The organism is Lysinibacillus phoenicis, assembly GCF_047238325.1.
GTDB lineage: Bacteria > Bacillota > Bacilli > Bacillales_A > Planococcaceae > Lysinibacillus > Lysinibacillus irui.
Genome location: NZ_JBDFMP010000002.1, coordinates 3,416,113 through 3,432,114, shown reverse-complemented (window position 1 = coordinate 3,432,114; position 16,002 = coordinate 3,416,113). Strand labels below are relative to the sequence as shown.

Annotated in this window: 13 protein-coding genes and 1 riboswitch; of the genes, 3 read left to right on the top strand and 10 right to left on the bottom strand. The window is 34.8% G+C overall.

Features of this window, described 5'->3' with window-relative positions:
- Window positions 1-36 precede the first annotated feature (36 nt).
- Window positions 37-1,932: a PrkA family serine protein kinase gene (locus ABC382_RS18550; RefSeq protein ID WP_322606347.1), complete on the bottom strand. Its 1,896-nt coding sequence runs from the start codon at window positions 1,930-1,932 to the stop codon at window positions 37-39.
- 215 nt (window positions 1,933-2,147) lie between these two features.
- Between ABC382_RS18550 and ABC382_RS18545 the strand changes: the two genes are divergently transcribed.
- Together ABC382_RS18545 and ABC382_RS18540 are read left to right on the top strand one after the other, a co-directional pair.
- Window positions 2,148-3,143, top strand: a complete 996-nt coding sequence (locus ABC382_RS18545) for a M23 family metallopeptidase (protein ID WP_322611942.1) — start codon at window positions 2,148-2,150, stop codon at window positions 3,141-3,143.
- A 275-nt stretch (window positions 3,144-3,418) separates the two neighbouring features.
- A complete protein-coding gene (locus tag ABC382_RS18540; protein ID WP_322611941.1) occupies window positions 3,419-5,113 on the top strand; it encodes a methyl-accepting chemotaxis protein in 1,695 nt (564 codons plus the stop codon).
- Between the two features lie 44 nt (window positions 5,114-5,157).
- Here ABC382_RS18540 and ABC382_RS18535 read toward each other — a convergent pair whose 3' ends face one another.
- The 6 genes from ABC382_RS18535 to ABC382_RS18510 all read right to left on the bottom strand — a co-directional run bounded on the left by ABC382_RS18535 (window position 5,158) and on the right by ABC382_RS18510 (window position 11,273).
- On the bottom strand, window positions 5,158-5,847 hold the full coding sequence (locus ABC382_RS18535; RefSeq protein ID WP_322611940.1) for a hypothetical protein: 690 nt from the start codon (window positions 5,845-5,847) through the stop codon (window positions 5,158-5,160).
- Between the two features lie 159 nt (window positions 5,848-6,006).
- Window positions 6,007-7,497: a sodium:solute symporter family protein gene (locus tag ABC382_RS18530; protein WP_412927008.1), complete on the bottom strand. Its 1,491-nt coding sequence runs from the start codon at window positions 7,495-7,497 to the stop codon at window positions 6,007-6,009.
- Window positions 7,498-7,519: 22 nt separating this feature from the next.
- Entirely contained in the window at window positions 7,520-8,272 is a 753-nt protein-coding gene (locus ABC382_RS18525; RefSeq protein WP_274794567.1) for an SDR family NAD(P)-dependent oxidoreductase, read from the bottom strand.
- Entirely contained in the window at window positions 8,262-10,013 is a 1,752-nt protein-coding gene (locus tag ABC382_RS18520) for a methyl-accepting chemotaxis protein (protein ID WP_274794568.1), read from the bottom strand. The genes ABC382_RS18525 and ABC382_RS18520 overlap by 11 nt, the downstream gene beginning before the upstream one ends.
- 107 nt (window positions 10,014-10,120) lie before the next feature.
- A riboswitch (cyclic di-GMP riboswitch) is annotated at window positions 10,121-10,206 on the bottom strand.
- A 228-nt stretch (window positions 10,207-10,434) separates the two neighbouring features.
- Window positions 10,435-10,629: a hypothetical protein gene (locus tag ABC382_RS18515; RefSeq protein ID WP_274794569.1), complete on the bottom strand. Its 195-nt coding sequence runs from the start codon at window positions 10,627-10,629 to the stop codon at window positions 10,435-10,437.
- 149 nt (window positions 10,630-10,778) lie between these two features.
- The gene (locus ABC382_RS18510; protein ID WP_274794571.1) at window positions 10,779-11,273 is read right to left on the bottom strand and encodes a YehS family protein; all 495 of its coding nucleotides are present in this window, start codon (window positions 11,271-11,273) and stop codon (window positions 10,779-10,781) included.
- Window positions 11,274-11,456: 183 nt separating this feature from the next.
- Here ABC382_RS18510 and ABC382_RS18505 point away from each other — a divergent pair, with 183 nt between their 5' ends.
- Window positions 11,457-11,660, top strand: a complete 204-nt coding sequence (locus ABC382_RS18505; protein ID WP_004225662.1) for an alpha/beta-type small acid-soluble spore protein — start codon at window positions 11,457-11,459, stop codon at window positions 11,658-11,660.
- Window positions 11,661-11,734: 74 nt separating this feature from the next.
- Here the strand turns inward: ABC382_RS18505 and ABC382_RS18500 are convergent, their stop codons facing one another.
- The 3 genes from ABC382_RS18500 to ABC382_RS18490 all read right to left on the bottom strand — a co-directional run bounded on the left by ABC382_RS18500 (window position 11,735) and on the right by ABC382_RS18490 (window position 15,844).
- Complete coding sequence (locus ABC382_RS18500) at window positions 11,735-12,931, bottom strand: MFS transporter (RefSeq protein WP_274794572.1); 1,197 nt, start codon at window positions 12,929-12,931, stop codon at window positions 11,735-11,737.
- A 341-nt stretch (window positions 12,932-13,272) separates the two neighbouring features.
- The gene (locus ABC382_RS18495; RefSeq protein WP_312507236.1) at window positions 13,273-14,481 is read right to left on the bottom strand and encodes an MFS transporter; all 1,209 of its coding nucleotides are present in this window, start codon (window positions 14,479-14,481) and stop codon (window positions 13,273-13,275) included.
- Window positions 14,482-14,491: 10 nt separating this feature from the next.
- Window positions 14,492-15,844: an Rgg family transcriptional regulator gene (locus ABC382_RS18490; RefSeq protein WP_322611939.1), complete on the bottom strand. Its 1,353-nt coding sequence runs from the start codon at window positions 15,842-15,844 to the stop codon at window positions 14,492-14,494.
- Between the last annotated feature and the right edge of the window lie 158 nt (window positions 15,845-16,002).

Genomic DNA, 16,002 nt, shown 5'->3' with positions numbered 1-16,002 from the left:
GGACACTCCTATCTGACTTGTAAACGTAAAAGTCAATTAACGATTGAGTAGACTACCTACATATTGTAGCAGCTCGTTTGCCGATGTGGTGTTATAGCCATGCTCATCTACGAGCCTTGCTACGACTTCATTTATTTTCTTCAGTTGCGATTCATCTGGCATTTTAGAGGAAGTTGTAATTTTCACAACATCCTTCAAATCTGCAAACAATTTCTTTTGTATCGCTTCTCTTAATCTTTCATGAGAATTATAGTCAAAACGTTTGCCTTTTCGTGCATAGGCTGAAATTCGAATGAGAATCTCCTCACGGAATGCCTTTTTAGCATTTTCTGATATTCCAATTTGCTCCTCAATCGAGCGCATTAATTTTTCATCAGGGTTCATTTCCTCACCAGTCAGTGGATCATAAAGCTTATTTTTATTACAAAATGCCTCTACATTGTCTAGATAGTTGTTCATTAATGTTTTCGCAGATTCTTCATATGAGTATACAAAAGCCTTTTGTACTTCATTTTTAGCAATTTCATCGTACTCTCTACGAGCAACCGCAATATAATTCATGTACTTTTCGCGATCCTCTTGAGAAATAGATGCATGCTGATCCAATCCATCCTTTAGAGCTCGTAAGACATCTAAAGCATTTATAGATGGTACTTCTTTGCGAATAATAGCAGAAGAAATACGGTTAATAATATAGCGTGGATCAATACCGTTCATGCCTTCGTTCGGAAACTCTTTTTTCAGCTCCTCTAAGTCAACGGAATTAAATCCCTCCACATTTTCTCCGTCGTACAAGCGCATTTTCTTAATTAGATCCACACCTTGTTTTTTCGGTACTTCTAATCTAGTCAGAACCGAAAAGATTGCTGCAGCCTTTAAAGCATGCGGTGCAATATGGACGTGGGACATATCACTCTCTTTTATCATCTTTTCATAAATATGCTCTTCCTGACTTACTTTAAGGTTATATGGAATTGGCATAACGATAATTCGAGAATGTAATGCCTCGTTCTTTTTATTAGAAATAAAGGATCGATATTCTGTTTCATTCGTATGAGCAACGATTAACTCATCTGCACTAATTAAAGCAAATCTACCCGCTTTAAAATTCCCTTCCTGTGTTAGGGATAATAAATTCCATAAGAATTTTTCATCAAGCTTCAGCATTTCTTGGAATTCCATCATTCCTCTATTGGCCTTGTTCAGCTCACCATCGAAACGATAAGCACGAGGATCAGACTCTGAGCCAAATTCGCCAATTGTAGAAAAATCAATACTTCCTGTTAAATCAGCAATATCTTGTGATTTAGGGTCTGATGGTGTAAATGTTCCTATACCAACACGTTTGTCTTCTGAAAAAGTAATACGTTCAATCATTACGTTTTCAATACGCCCTTCGTATTCCTTTTCAAGACGCATCGTATTTAAAGGCGATAAACTTCCTTCAATTCTTATGCCATACTCTTCAAAAAAGTCATTACGTAAATGATGTGGAATCAAATGCAGTGGATCTTCATGCATCGGACATCCCTTAATTGCGTAAACCGCACCCTCATCTGTGCGTGAGTATTGCTCTAATCCGCGTTTCAATAAAGTAACTATTGTGGATTTACCACCACTTACAGGTCCCATTAATAATAAAATACGTTTTCTAACATCTAACCTGCGTGCTGCTGGATGGAAATATTCCTCCACCAGTCTTTCAATTGCTGTTTCAAGCCCAAAAATTTCTTGTCCGAAAAATTTGTACATTTTTTGCCCATCGCGTTCCACTACACCAGCACTTTTTATCATATTGTAGACGCGTGAATGGGCTGTTTGAGCAACTTCAGGTCTTTCCCTAAGGATGTTTAAATAATCTGCAAATGTCCCTTCCCACTTCAGCCTGTTTTCTTCTTCGCGATAGTTTTTCACTTTATCTAAAATGTTAATAGCCTTCCCTCCATTCAGGGCTTGATTTATAACATAGTATGAAGTAAATGACATGATGATACCCATTACTTTTTCTTTGATGAAGTTTCTTCTTATTATTTATATTTTTTTAACTACAACAATGGGAATTTACCGACGATTTTGATACATAAAAGCTTACTGAATGAAGATAAAAAATTCGGTTATTATAACGTTAGAAAGGAGGTCCATTATCATTGAATCGCCATTTTAAATTTCTTTTCACATGTTTACTTTTAGGGATGCTACTTTATCCTTCTGCAGCTTATGCAAAAGAAGATCTTACAGAAGAAGAAATTTTACAGCAGCGTATGATCTATTATGTACAATTCGATGAATTACTCATCCCCTGGTATTTTTTAGCAGCTATTGATCAGTATGAAAGGAATCTACAGTCTGTTCGTAAAGATATCCCTAAACGGGAAGGCTATTTGGCTATACAATTCTCTGATGAATATTGGTCAGGTGCATTTAATCCTGTAAAGGAAGATACCTCACCTGAAACGATTAGCTATTTCGGAGGAATGGGCCTTGATGGTAATCATGACGGAATCGCTAGTCCAAAGGATGATGAGGATGTCATCTTTTCCATGGCTAGTTATTTAGGGAAATTTGGGACGACTGATGAGGATTTTAAATTAGCATTATGGGAATATTACGGAAGTGAAGAAGCCGTTAATCAAATTTTCACTATCTCAACACTATACAGACATTTTAAAACAACGGAACTTGATGCCCATACCTTCCCACTTAATATTCGCTCTGATTATAGCTACAAAGGCACTTGGGGCGCAAATAGAGGCTGGGGTGGACGTCGCATCCATGAGGGAACCGATATTTTTGCAAGCTACGGAACCCCTGTACTTTCTACCTCATATGGTATTGTCGAGGTAAAAGGTTGGAATCAATTTGGTGGCTGGCGTATCGGAATTCGTGACAATCATAACTCCTATCACTATTATGCCCACCTTGGGAGCTATCATAAGGATATTGAAGTAGGCACCATTGTAAAGCCTGGCACAGTTCTTGGCTATGTAGGAAGCTCAGGATACGGAAAAGAAGGGACATCAGGTAAATTCCCACCACATCTCCATTATGGTATTTACAAATTTAATGGTAGAACTGAATGGGCTTTTGATCCATACCCTTCCTTACTGCAATGGGAGCGGCAAGCAAAAAATCAAAAAAAGTAGGTTTTATTTCTTTCATTCATACATGTTGTGCACTTGAAGCAATTTGCTACAGGTGCTTTTTTTATTTATATAGGTAATTTTACATAAATATATTAATAAGTTGCTCGACCTCTATATATTTTTAACTACTAACAGAAGGAAAATAAGTGTACTGTTGTACTAAAAAACTATTTTTAAATATTTCTACCGAAAGCCTTATTTATCAACCTAAATAGTTATAAAATAATAATTGTGTTTTATTAAAACTCTTGATGAGTTAGTAAAGGGATGGGGAAATGAAGAGCATTTTTCAGTTTAAGACACTTAAAGCTCGTATTTTAAGTGCATTTATTCTTTTATTAGTATTAGTAATTAGTTTTACAACCTACACTTACAATTCCAATACAAATATGGAAAAACAGGCAAAAGGTTTAGTAAAGGAAGATTTAGTAGTTTTGAACGCTAGTAAAAATTTAGCATTGTCTATGAGTGTCCGTCTGTCTGCAGCTTTAAACTATGTGATGACTGGAGACGAAAAGTACAAGGAAACATTTAATGAGTATCGGGAAATGGCTGAAGAAAATAATGCTATTCTAGACAAATATGAAAAATCTGAGGAACGTACCAAACTAGTAGAAATAGCACGTGATTGGAGCAATCTCGTCAATACAGAGGTATTTGATATTTATCAAAAGGGCAATCATGAATTGGCTTTAGAAAATTTAATGGATACCCATGACCTCGTCACGACTATACGCAATGGGTATGAAAAACTTGCAGATGAACGTGCAGACGCGATTATGGACGTTGGCAATGATGTTGTGTCAACCAGTTCAAATAACAGGTCAATTGGCATTGTTGTTAGTTTGGTCTTAACTATCGCTGGTATTGTGATTGCTATTATCACAGCAAGTATCATTTCTAAACCAGTGACAGTAGTAGCAAATCGAATGAAAGAATTAGCAGATGGTAATTTGCAACTTGAACCATTAGTAGTAAAAACAAGAGATGAAATCGGAACGTTAATGGCTTCTGCCAACGACATGAACGATAAATTAAAACAAACCATTCACTCGATCTACACTGTTTCTGAAACAGTAGCAGCAAGTAGTGAAGAGCTTGCCCAATCATCGAATGAGGTACAAGCAGGGACTGAACAAATTACAATAACAATGCAGGAGCTTGCTTCAGGCACAGAAACACAAGCATCAACAACAGGTGATTTAGCAGAAACAATGAACGTATTTAAGCGTAGTATTTATGATACTACACAAGAAGGCGTTGAATTAAAGGAACATTCTAGTCATGTTCAAAACTTAACGGTTTCTGGCAAAAGCTTAATGGTACAATCTACAAAGCAAATGGCCGCCATTAACGACATTATGTTAGATTCCGTCAAGAAGGTAGAAAGTTTAAATAGCCAGTCTGCTGAAATTTCAAAGCTAGTTTCCGTTATAGACGATATTTCAAACCAAACAAATTTACTCGCATTAAATGCAGCAATTGAGGCAGCACGAGCAGGTGAACATGGGAAAGGCTTCGCTGTCGTTGCAGATGAGGTCCGTAAGCTTGCCGAACAAGTACAATTCTCTGTCACAGATATATCAACTATTGTCCACCGCATTCAAGGTGAGACGAGCAATGTCACTTCTGCTTTACAAATAGGCTATGAGGAAGTAAAAAGAGGGACAACACAGCTTGATCAAACGAATGAAACATTTGAACAAATCTCTAGTGCTGTAGAGGATATGATTGATAATATTACAACCATTTCAACTAATTTAAACAGTCTTGCTCAAAACTCTGACACCATTAATGCCTCTATCGATGATATGGCTTCCATTTCGCAAGAATCAGCCGCTGGTGTTGAACAAACAACAGCTACTGTAGAGGAAACTGCTGCTACTATGGATGAAATTGCTAGAAGCGCAAATCAGCTAGCAGGAATGGCTGAAGAGCTAAATAATCAACTACAACAATTTAAAATATAAAGTACTATAAAAGCTATCTCAAACTTTCGAGATAGCTTTTTGTATCATTGCCAATGTCTAATTGGGACTCTTTCAAGTTCGTGACGTTTGATAATTACACTTATCTTTTGGTACCACTTCTCACATAATTCCATTGCTTCTTTATATTCATCCTCTTCTTTTGAAATAGGATCTTCTTCAGTATCCATAAAAGTATACTCTAAAATAGGATCTGATAAATGATCAACTACTAGCTTTAGCGATAGCTTTGTTACCGTATCCTCTTCTTCTTCATCCTCTTGTTCTGCTAATTCCTCATCCTCATTATCTTCTTCTAATAATGAACCACTCATTAAATAATTTTTAGTTTTAAGCATAAACACTTCATCTTCCATAATAGCTACTTCATATATTTTGCTAAATGGAATCTCCGTAACTGTCAGCTCTCCGCCTAACTCTTCTCTTTGTGCGATTATGAGCATATTGGTTTGTTCATTTAACAATAATGCATGTAAAGCATTACTAGATAATGTGTATTGAGTATGAGGTATAGCCATTATTTCCTCTGTACTAGCCTCTGTTAGCGCAGCCAGGGCTTGGGCCGCAAGATATCGTTCTTTTATATAACGAACAATACCTATACATACTAAAGCTAAGCCAATTAAAAAAAATATCTCTTGAATGATGATTATATTTATTGCATTTGCTAGAAAAAGATAGATAATCCCTAATAAAATGAAAAAAATAATTTTCATTCAGATCCCGCCTTTATCAAGATAATCGCTAGAGAAATAGTTTGATGTACTAGCAATTTATTCTCGACTCTATCTTTTCATTCTTATTTCTCATATTTATCTACCATAAATAAAAAACACGAGAACCTTGAATAGCCAATGTTCTCGTGTAAGAGTCAATTAACGACCGATTAATTCTTCTTTACTGCTTACGTCGTCTAAAGTTTTATCTTTTTCTATTTTATGCATCTCTAGGACATGCTGTGACGGTGGTACTAGTAAGCTCACCACTACTATCGTGATACCTGTTATAACAACGCCTGAAAATACAGGTGCTTGCCATAATTCATTTAGTAAACCAATGAAACCATCCGATTGGATTGTGAGACTAGGTACGAATGTTAGAGATGTAATAATGTAATAGATTAAACCAACGGAAATACTTGCCCAAACTGCAGGTGTACTCACACGTTTCCAAAATGGGCCTAATACAATTGGCCAGAAAATCGTTACAAAAATAATATCCCATGCTAAATAAGCTAGATCAATTACTTTTTGGAAGCTTATAGCCAGCACTAAACCTAATAATGCACTTGATAGAATAATAGAGCGTGAGAATCTTAAAAGCTTTTTCGGATCTGGATTACGGTTAATAAAATCTAAATAGATATTCTTTGTCACAATACCCGAAGTCGCTACATAACATGCCGCTACAGTAGACATCCCCATAGCTGCCATTGCCGTTAAGAAAATAGCTGCTAATAAAGGAGGAAAATAGCCCTGTGCGAAAGTCAGCATCAATGTTTCTGGGTTTGTACTATTGGGATAAATGGATTTGAAAGCTTCACCCAACATCCCTGGAATCCAGCTAATAGCAATAACAATACTACCTGCAATAATCATACTGCGCTGTGCCACTCTTGGGCTTTTCGCAGCTGCTACCCTTTGTCCTAGGTCAACTGCAGGGATGTCACCGAGTGCTAGAACAAGATACAATGTCCAAAACTCGGCTCCTGCCTTTTCAAATAATGTACTGATATTCCACCACTCAGGGTTGAAGGTAAGGTCTGGATAGTAAAATAAAATAAAAATAGTAATACCTAGTATTCCAGCTACTGCAAGCGCCCCTTGCACTATTTCTGTATAAGCAACTGCCCATAAACCCCCAATAACAGAATAGATAGCAGTTAAGGATACAAATAAAAGCGCTGCCGGAATGAAATCAATTTGTAATAGTTGCTGAATAATATACGTCCCACCAACTGTTAATGCAGCTGCATTAAAAACACCGAAAGCAATAGCCATTACGATACCAGTATACGCACCTAGCTTTTTACTGCCATAGCGTAATCCATAGTAATCTGCTAGTGTCCAACCCTTTAAGCGTCGTAATGGCTTTGTCCAAATGAGTGACCCAAGAATCATACAAGTCCCTAGACCACCCATTGTTGCCGTTCCCTCAAAGCCACCGCTCGTATAACCTGAACCTACAGCCGCAAAAAAGAATGGAGCTGCTAGTAAGGCAGCAACTAAACTTCCCGTGACAACTGAAAGAGGCATACTCCAGCCAGCGACAATTAAATCCTCAGCTGTGTTGACACGCTTATAACCTTTATAACCAATGTAATAGATAAATAGTAAGTATAAGCAAAAAATTATAACGTTTAACATAGTCGTACTCCTTAGTTTTCCATTATCCGTTCATCACAACTCCACCATTAGGCGTTAAAATTTGACCTGTATAGAAGTCAGCATGATTAGAGGCTAAAAATAGCACACTTTTCGCAATCTCTTCAGGTTGCGCTAAACGTTTTAATGGATATTTAGCGGACTCTTCCTCCACATAGTTATCTCCAAACTCTTTTAGAATGTCCGTAAATGTTCCACTAGGAGCAACAGCGTTGACAAGTATTGAAGGTGCTAACTCTCTAGCTAATGCCTTTGTAAAAGCATTGATAGCGCCTTTTGCCGCTGAGTAATGAGTAAATTCTTCACAACCTAGGCTGCCAATATCAGATGATATATTGATGATTTTCCCTGTATTGCGTTCCTTCATTCTTTTAGCTGCTTCACGGCAATTGTAGAAGCAACCATATAAATGAACTTTAATCATTTTATCCCACTGTTCATCCGTTAAATCTGTAATGCTAGATCCCTGTGCAAATCCGGCGTTATTTACAAGAATATCAATTTCCCCGAAGTGCTCGTCCATAAATTGATGCATCGCTTGTACTTCTTGTGAGTTAGAAACATCGGCATGGAAAGTTAAAGCTTTCACACCAAACTTTTCTGCTTCAGCACGTACAGCTTCTGCCTCTTGCTCATTCCCAATATAATTGATTAAAATATTCGCACCATGTTGAGCAAAGCCTAATGCAATGGCCTTGCCAATTCCTTTACTTGAGCCAGTAATTAATACATTTTTACCTGTAAAGTTAATTTCCATCCTGATCATTCTCCAATTTGAATTTTGCAACAAGCCCTTGTAGCTCTTCAGCTGTTTTTCCTAATGAAGAAGAGGCATCCTTTACTTCCTGCATTGTAGATAATTGCTCTTGTGTAGATTTCGAAACATTTGAAGAGAATTCTGCTGACTGCTCTGCCGATTGTTTAATATTATTGACAGATGCCGCTACTTCCTCTGATGAGGCAGAGATTTGTTGTGAGGCAGCTGAAATTTCACGTATTTGGCTAGCTACTTCTTCTGATGAAGTAAGAATTTCTTTAAAGATTTCTCCTACTTCATTCGTGAATGCCATACCCACTTTAACATCCGCTTTCCCTTTCTCCATTACAGTTATCGAAGCGTTAGAATCAGATTGAATAGAACTAATTAGATTATAAATTTCTGTTGCTGACTGTGAAGATTGTTCAGCTAAACGTCTCACCTCATCGGCTACAACAGCAAAGCCTTTACCATGCTCACCTGCTCGTGCTGCTTCAATAGCGGCATTCAATGCTAACAGATTTGTTTGATCGGCAATAGCAGTAATCAAGCTTACAATTTCACTTATTTTTTTCGTATTGACATGTAAACCATTAATTGTTGTCCCTATTTGTTCAACAGAATCATTAATTAATTCCATTTGTGCAATAACTTGCTGTACAACTTGATTACCTCGTTCAGAAGCTTGCGAAGCCGAAATAGAAGATTCCGCAGCCGTGTTAGCAGAGTCAGCAATTTGCTGGATACCTGTAGCTGTCTCTTCCATTGCAGCAGCTGTTTCTTCTGTCATGGTCATAGAAGCTTCAGCATTCTGAGTGATTAGTTTCATATCTTGTGCAATATTTGTGGAGCTATTATACGTCTCCCCAGCATGTACCGTTAATTGATTGGCTGCTGAAGAAACATGATTTGAAGTATTTCTTATGTTTAAAATAATATGTTGTAAATTAGCAACCATTGTACGAATGGACTCAGATAATTTTCCAATTTCATCTTTTGACGTATCTAAATCCACATCGATTAATTCGCCATTGGCAACTTGATTTGCAACATTTACTACTTTTTTAAGTGGTTTTAAAAGACGGTCTATAATTATGTAAACTAAAACTAATAAAATTAATATTCCGATAATAGCAATAACAATTTGTTTAATAACACTTGTTTTAATTATCGTATTAATATAATCAGCGGAGTAATCAATTCCTAATAATGCAATCAGTTGTCCGTTATCATCTTTAATTGGACTAAAAACGGTTCTCCAAGAGCCAAAAGGATCTTCAAAAATATCAGTTACTTCCGTACTATTATTTTCAATAGCCTTCTTTGCTGTTTCAACATGTTCATCCGCTAAATCAGTAAAAATTTCACCGGCTTCATACACCTCATTTAAATTGGTTGTATAACCGATTGGGTTGACCCCACCTTCATCTTGAACGTCCCAAATATAGCTCCAACTCATAATACCTTGTTGTTCCTGGATCATATCGAGTTGTTTTTGGATCTTTGTAAACTTAGCGTTCTTTTCCCCTTTTTCAGACAATAAATCTTTTACTTCATCACTATCTAAATTCATAGCTGTCAATAAACCAACACTTTTTAACTCTTGCTCTAAGTCGACAGTCATCCGATTATTTAATTCGCTAATACTTTGCGAAGTAATAATGGCGATGAGCAGTAACACTACAATTGTAACCGTCAGTAAAAGTTTGTTTTTTAATGAGGCATTTTTTAATAACTTCATGATCTTTTTCCCCCTTACAATGATTTTTTTGCAAAAAAATAACCTATTTCAAAAGAAATAGGCATAAAAGAACATAAACTAGAAATTGATGGATATAACTAGCAGTCTTTTGCAACCCAGCCATCCTAGCAATTATTGCCTTAGACCTGTAGCTTTGCGTCTCTACTTTTCAGTAAATTTGCCTATATTTCCACTCCCAAAATTAACACAGCAGGTAAAAGTAGTCAATGCTATCCAGGTAAAATATACATACTTTATACTATTTTACCCTTCGTTAACAAATGGTTGATTGATTGAAAATACAGCAACGTGAAGCATTCATTCACCATTTCTTTTCATAAAGAAAAACAGCTACAACTGTTTTTAACGTTGTAGCTGTCTATTTTTCATCATTTCACTTACCCCTAAGTGTTTGAATACATTATACGTTTTGTGTAACAAGTAAAACAGATGGTATAAAGGATAGTGCAAACATAGTGATATACCAAACTGAAGTACGTCGTAATGAAAAACGAACTTTCTTTCGTTCTGCATAAAAAATATCTAACATTACTGCAACAATAAAAGGCATTGTAACACATGCAATAGCTACCAATAAGATGTCAAAATAAATCATACAAGCACCCCTTTGTTTGTGAACATTTTTCATCTTTTTTGTGAACATTTTGTGATAATTTTATTGTACACAATTTCGTCACAAAATGTCAACAAAATTTAAAGAAAAAAATGGTACTTTTTGATTTCTATTGACAAGGCATTTATGCTTTATTCTCTATACTTATATGTTAAGCCTCTTAAAAAATTCCGAACGAATGAATCGCCACATTCTTTATAATTGCGATGGCTTGGATTTCTTAATAAAGCGCCTAATTCACCTTTTGTAACTTTGATTCCACCATCATATAAAATTTCGAGCATATCCTCTGTTGTTAACGCTAAGGCAATTTTTACTTTCTTTAAAAGCATATTATTTGGACTTTCTTTGCCTGTCACAGGTAGCGGTCCTTCAGGCTGACCATCTTTTGATTTTTGTGGTCCACGTTTAAAAGTAATTAATCCATTTAAAAATGCTTCAAGCATTTTATTATTACATTTGATGTATTCTTCTGGCGCTTCTTCCTCATCATTAATCTTAATGAGCATATTTAAGACTTCTTCTTTCGAATAGTCGAGTCCGCCTAATTTAAAAATTTCCACCATATCAACATTTTTTATATCTAGTGCATAGCGTAAGCGAATTAAAATATCATTATTCGTCATTATATTGTCCTCCTTTTACTCCTACTATAGAAATGAGCCAGGCTTTATTATAACAGAGAGTTTGCTGATTATTGCTAGCTTTCCACAAGTTGTTGTTGTTAGCAATTAGCGTGTGCGTTTCCTTCTTTTAAAATGTATGAAAAATACGTTAGCAACCATTCTAAACTCAAGGAGGTGAGAAAAATGGCTAACAATAACCGCAGTTCAAATAAACTTCTAGTACCTGGTGTACATGAAGCTGTCAATCAAATGAAATACGAAATTGCACAAGAGTTTGGCGTTCAGCTAGGGCCAGAAGCATCTTCTCGCGCAAATGGTTCCGTAGGAGGAGAAATTACAAAACGCCTTGTAGAAATCGCTGAGAAACGTTCAAAAGGTTTACTATAATTAATTAAAAACTAATAAGAAAAGAACGAATCCCATTTGAAGAAGTGGAATTCGTTCTTTCGTGATTTTAAAAATTATGCTGTTTGCATTTCCTTGCTGGAGCTTTTAAGCGTGAGCATAACGATAAAGGAAATACAATATAGTGCTGCTAAGTAAATCATTACAACTGTCATATCATAGCTTTGTAAAATATAGCCGACAAAGATTGGTGAAAATCCACCAATAGCTCGACCAAAGTTAAATATCGTGTTTGTTGCTGTACTGCGAATTTGTACTGGATAGAAGCTGCTAATTAATGCACCATACCCTGCAAACATTCCGTTAGAGAAGAATCCTACAACCGCACCACCAATTAATATAGCTGCTGCACCAGTGGCAAAGGAATAAAGGAACACTGCACAAGCAGATGCTAATAAAAAGATACCAAACGATCGCTTCGCACCAAAGCGATCCATAAATCTACCAAATGTCAGCATCCCAATTATCATCCCGACGGCAGTACTAATTGTCCACAATGCTGAGCTTGAGACAGATAAACCTTGCGATTTCTGTAGCATCGATGGTAACCAAATCATCAGACCATTATAGCCTGCGATTTGAACAGTAGCCATTAAAATTAGAGAAAGAGTCGTTAGTGTAATGCGTGGAGAAGCAAATAACTGAGCTAGTTTTCCCTTCTCTTGCTTGTTATTATCTTTTTTCTGTGATGCTAACCATTCTGGTGATTCCTCCAGATTTTTACGAACAATAAAGGCGAAGATCACTGGTAATAACCCAACGAAGAATAATGCTCTCCATCCTAAAGTTGGTAAAATGATGGCACTTAATAATGCTGCTAATATAACCCCATATTGTGCTCCTACACTTACATACGAAGAAGCTCTACCTTGTTTATTTTTTGGCCAAGCTTCCGCTACAAGCGCCATACCAATACCATATTCCCCACCGGCACCTAGACCGGCGATAAATCTATAGACATAAACTTGTTCAATGCTTGTTGCTACTCCTGTTAAGGCTGTGCCGATAGCAAATAATATGACCGTATATGTAAATACTTTTACGCGGCCATATTTATCTGCTAGCACACCGAAAATAATTCCACCGAGTAGCATCCCAATATTCGTAATAGATGAAATCAATCCACCTGTTGCAAGATCAATATTAAATTCTGCAATAATCATTGTCATGGCAAAAGAAATAAACATAATGTCCATTCCTTCTAAAGTCAACCCAGCCACTGAAGCGACAACGGTTTTTTTCCGATAATCCATTCTTTCTAACCTCCAAGTTTTCTAGTTGTCTATCTCTTTTAGTGTTCGAGTGAATGGATTAAAGATGTCTTGTCCATTCTCTTTTGAAGCCTCACGGGACTTCCTTTAAAAGAGGGATGTGAACAAAAATAAAGCCCTTCTGTCACAGAGGACAAAAGGGCATGCCAAAGCAAAGATATTAGCTTAAAAATATCATGTAGCCCTTTTCAGCCTCTCTGGACCGTATTAAAGGTAATTTATATCGTTCATTTATACCGTTCTACATTCTATAAGATTTCGAATGAAAAAGCAATGGTTGAATAGTGGAAATTAATCAAATGAAATTTAAAAACTAGGTACTACTACATATTTAACTCTTTATTTCTAATCGAGCTCATTAATAGCAAAATAATACCTAACAAAATAATTAACCCAGAAGATAGTAGAATTGTGTTATTCACACCAAAAATCATGGGAATCCATCCACCTACTAATGCACCTAATGGCATAAAAATGGTGATTAATGTTTTGATTGTTGTATTAACTCTACCTAGTAAATTTTCAGGCGGAAGTTGTTGAAACAATACTGTAAATACAACATTAATTATCCCTATAAATATACTTGCTAGGAAAGCAAAAATATAAATATAAAAGCTACCTAATAAAATGCCTATAAGCCAAGCACATCCATAAAGCATAACAGTACTTATAATAATAGTACCTATTTTAAATTTATTGGAAATATACTGGCTTATGCTTGCGCCTGCTACACTCCCTAATCCAGAAGCAGTTAGTAGTAAACCGTATGAAACTGCCGAATAAGAAATACTGGAAGAAATCGCTGGTAGATTCACATTAAAAATTGCTAACAATAAATTTAACATTAAGAAAGGGATAATTAACTCTAAAATATCTTTCCTTTTAACAAAAGCCAATCCTTCTTTTAAGTCTTGGTAATATTCTTCTTTAGATTCTTTAAAATTCATTTTTTGATGTTTTTGCGTCTCTCTTTTTATTGTTAGTCTATAGAAAAAGAATGCTGCAAATAAGAACAGAAGACTATTTCCTAATAGGATGCTTGAAATTGTAGTAATTGCTATTAATAATCCTGAGACAGCATTAAAAACTAAATCTACACCATCTGCAGCAATGGACATTATGGAATTAGCTTTTGTTAATTCATTTTTCTCGACAAATCTAGGAATTAAGACATTTTCAAGTGGATAAGTAAATTCAGATAGGAAAGCTAGAAAAGGTATTGCAATTAAAATAACAGATAGAACATTTCCTTTGTCATATAAAAAGAAAATACAAATTACTAGCATTAATAATGCCTGTAATAATGAAAATATAATTAAAAATTTCTTCTTATTACATTTATCAATAATTGGGCCGTAAAAAACGGAAAATATTTCTGGTAGCATAAATAAAGCTCCAGCAACCCCTGTGAATAGAGTATTTTTAGTTAAATCGTAAATTAACCACATGATGGTTATATAATATAAACTATCCCCCATATTCACTAAAAATCTACCATACAATAGGTTTGAAAAATTTTTGTTAATTATCATACATATACCTTCAGATATTTTTTTTATCAAAGCTTTGAACAGCTTGTAAAAGATATTGTTGTCTCAATCCGTTTATTTTTCCGGGAGCAATTTTAAGTACATTATCTACTTTATTCATTTGAATAGTCTCCAGTGATAAATTACGGAAACCAAAGCTGTTACGTTGTGGGATTGTTATATTATACTTTTCTAAATAATCAGTAATATGTTCCGTTAATTTAAAATATACTTCGTTATTTTTAACAGTTAAAAATAGAAAAGGAGCATCAAAAGATTCCTCATAATTAATCGAAGGGTGAATTACATTTATATTTTTAAGATCTTTTAATTCATAAGAGAACTCTTTATTATTTGCCATTACTTTTCGAACATATTGCTTATCTTTATTAAAAGTTGGATAGTCTAATTGGCAAACTTCATAATATGAAAGAGAACTTCCCAATGTACATCTTTGTCCTTCTAATAAAATCCTCAAATTTTTTATATACTCAAGTATAGATTTATTTTCTTTCACATATAGTAAAAGTTGAGCACTATTAGCAAATTCTAACCCTGCTTGATCTAATTTTAGAGTAGATTTAATAAAGAAAATGAACACATTTGATTTTATTTTCTTTAAAAATGAGTCAATTGAAAAAGCATTTGATAACAGCGTATAGTCAATAATTACTGCTTTTAATGTTTGGTTATTATTTATAAAATTAATAATTTCTTCCTCATTAAATGTTGTAAGATATTTACTATATCTAAGTGGTTCTATTATCAAAATATCTGTTACCTCTTCAGGAAGTGATAAGAAATTTCTATATCTTCGCATATTCTTAAGCTCTAATAATTTACTTTTTGCACGAGAGTAAACAATATCGATAAATTCACATGAATAAAAACTCAAAGAGTTAGTAAATAAAATGATTTCATAATACCCCCAGACATTGCATTGCACAAGATATTGCTTAAGGACGTCTACCTCAGTTTTATATATATCTGTCTCATTTAAATCATCAATTAAAAGACGGACAATCGCTTGGTAATGCCTAAATTTTTCGTTTTCTGACTCAAGATAATCTTTAGAAGCACTATCAGCTATTTTTTGAAGCTTAGCAAAATCTTTATTGTAATAAGCATTTATATAATTGCTAGTATACTTCAGATCTTTATCTTCAGCTCCTTTATATATAACTTCAAATTCTTCCAAACTAATATTAAGAGTATCCAATATGTATAAGAATTTTTTTACCGAAGTATCACTCAATCCTTTTTCAAATTTAGCAGCTGCAGGACGACTCAATACATCTTTATAGACTTTATTCGAAGGTATATTTTTATTCATCCTTATTTTTTTGATAACTTCCCCAACTTCCATAAAAGATCCCTCCTTAAAAAAGTTAATTATAGTTAACGTATTATATAAATTATACCATTTAATGAAATAATTATATTATCAATTTAAAGGAGGGGTTAAAATGTACAAAAAGTTAAACTTCAAAATTACGATTCAAGAAAAACTACCACTTCTTTTAG

Bases quoted from the DNA above. Each gene is read 5' to 3' on its own strand.
- ABC382_RS18540 (WP_322611941.1), top strand. From the start codon at position 3,419: ATGAAGAGCATTTTTCAGTTTAAGACACTTAAAGCTCGTATTTTAAGT.
- ABC382_RS18535 (WP_322611940.1), bottom strand. From the start codon at position 5,847: ATGAAAATTATTTTTTTCATTTTATTAGGGATTATCTATCTTTTTCTA.
- ABC382_RS18530 (WP_412927008.1), bottom strand. From the start codon at position 7,497: ATGTTAAACGTTATAATTTTTTGCTTATACTTACTATTTATCTATTAC.
- ABC382_RS18525 (WP_274794567.1), bottom strand. From the start codon at position 8,272: ATGGAAATTAACTTTACAGGTAAAAATGTATTAATTACTGGCTCAAGT.
- ABC382_RS18520 (WP_274794568.1), bottom strand. From the start codon at position 10,013: ATGAAGTTATTAAAAAATGCCTCATTAAAAAACAAACTTTTACTGACG.
- ABC382_RS18515 (WP_274794569.1), bottom strand. From the start codon at position 10,629: ATGATTTATTTTGACATCTTATTGGTAGCTATTGCATGTGTTACAATG.
- ABC382_RS18510 (WP_274794571.1), bottom strand. From the start codon at position 11,273: ATGACGAATAATGATATTTTAATTCGCTTACGCTATGCACTAGATATA.
- ABC382_RS18505 (WP_004225662.1), top strand. From the start codon at position 11,457: ATGGCTAACAATAACCGCAGTTCAAATAAACTTCTAGTACCTGGTGTA.
- ABC382_RS18500 (WP_274794572.1), bottom strand. From the start codon at position 12,931: ATGGATTATCGGAAAAAAACCGTTGTCGCTTCAGTGGCTGGGTTGACT.
- ABC382_RS18495 (WP_312507236.1), bottom strand. From the start codon at position 14,481: ATGATAATTAACAAAAATTTTTCAAACCTATTGTATGGTAGATTTTTA.
- ABC382_RS18490 (WP_322611939.1), bottom strand. From the start codon at position 15,844: ATGGAAGTTGGGGAAGTTATCAAAAAAATAAGGATGAATAAAAATATA.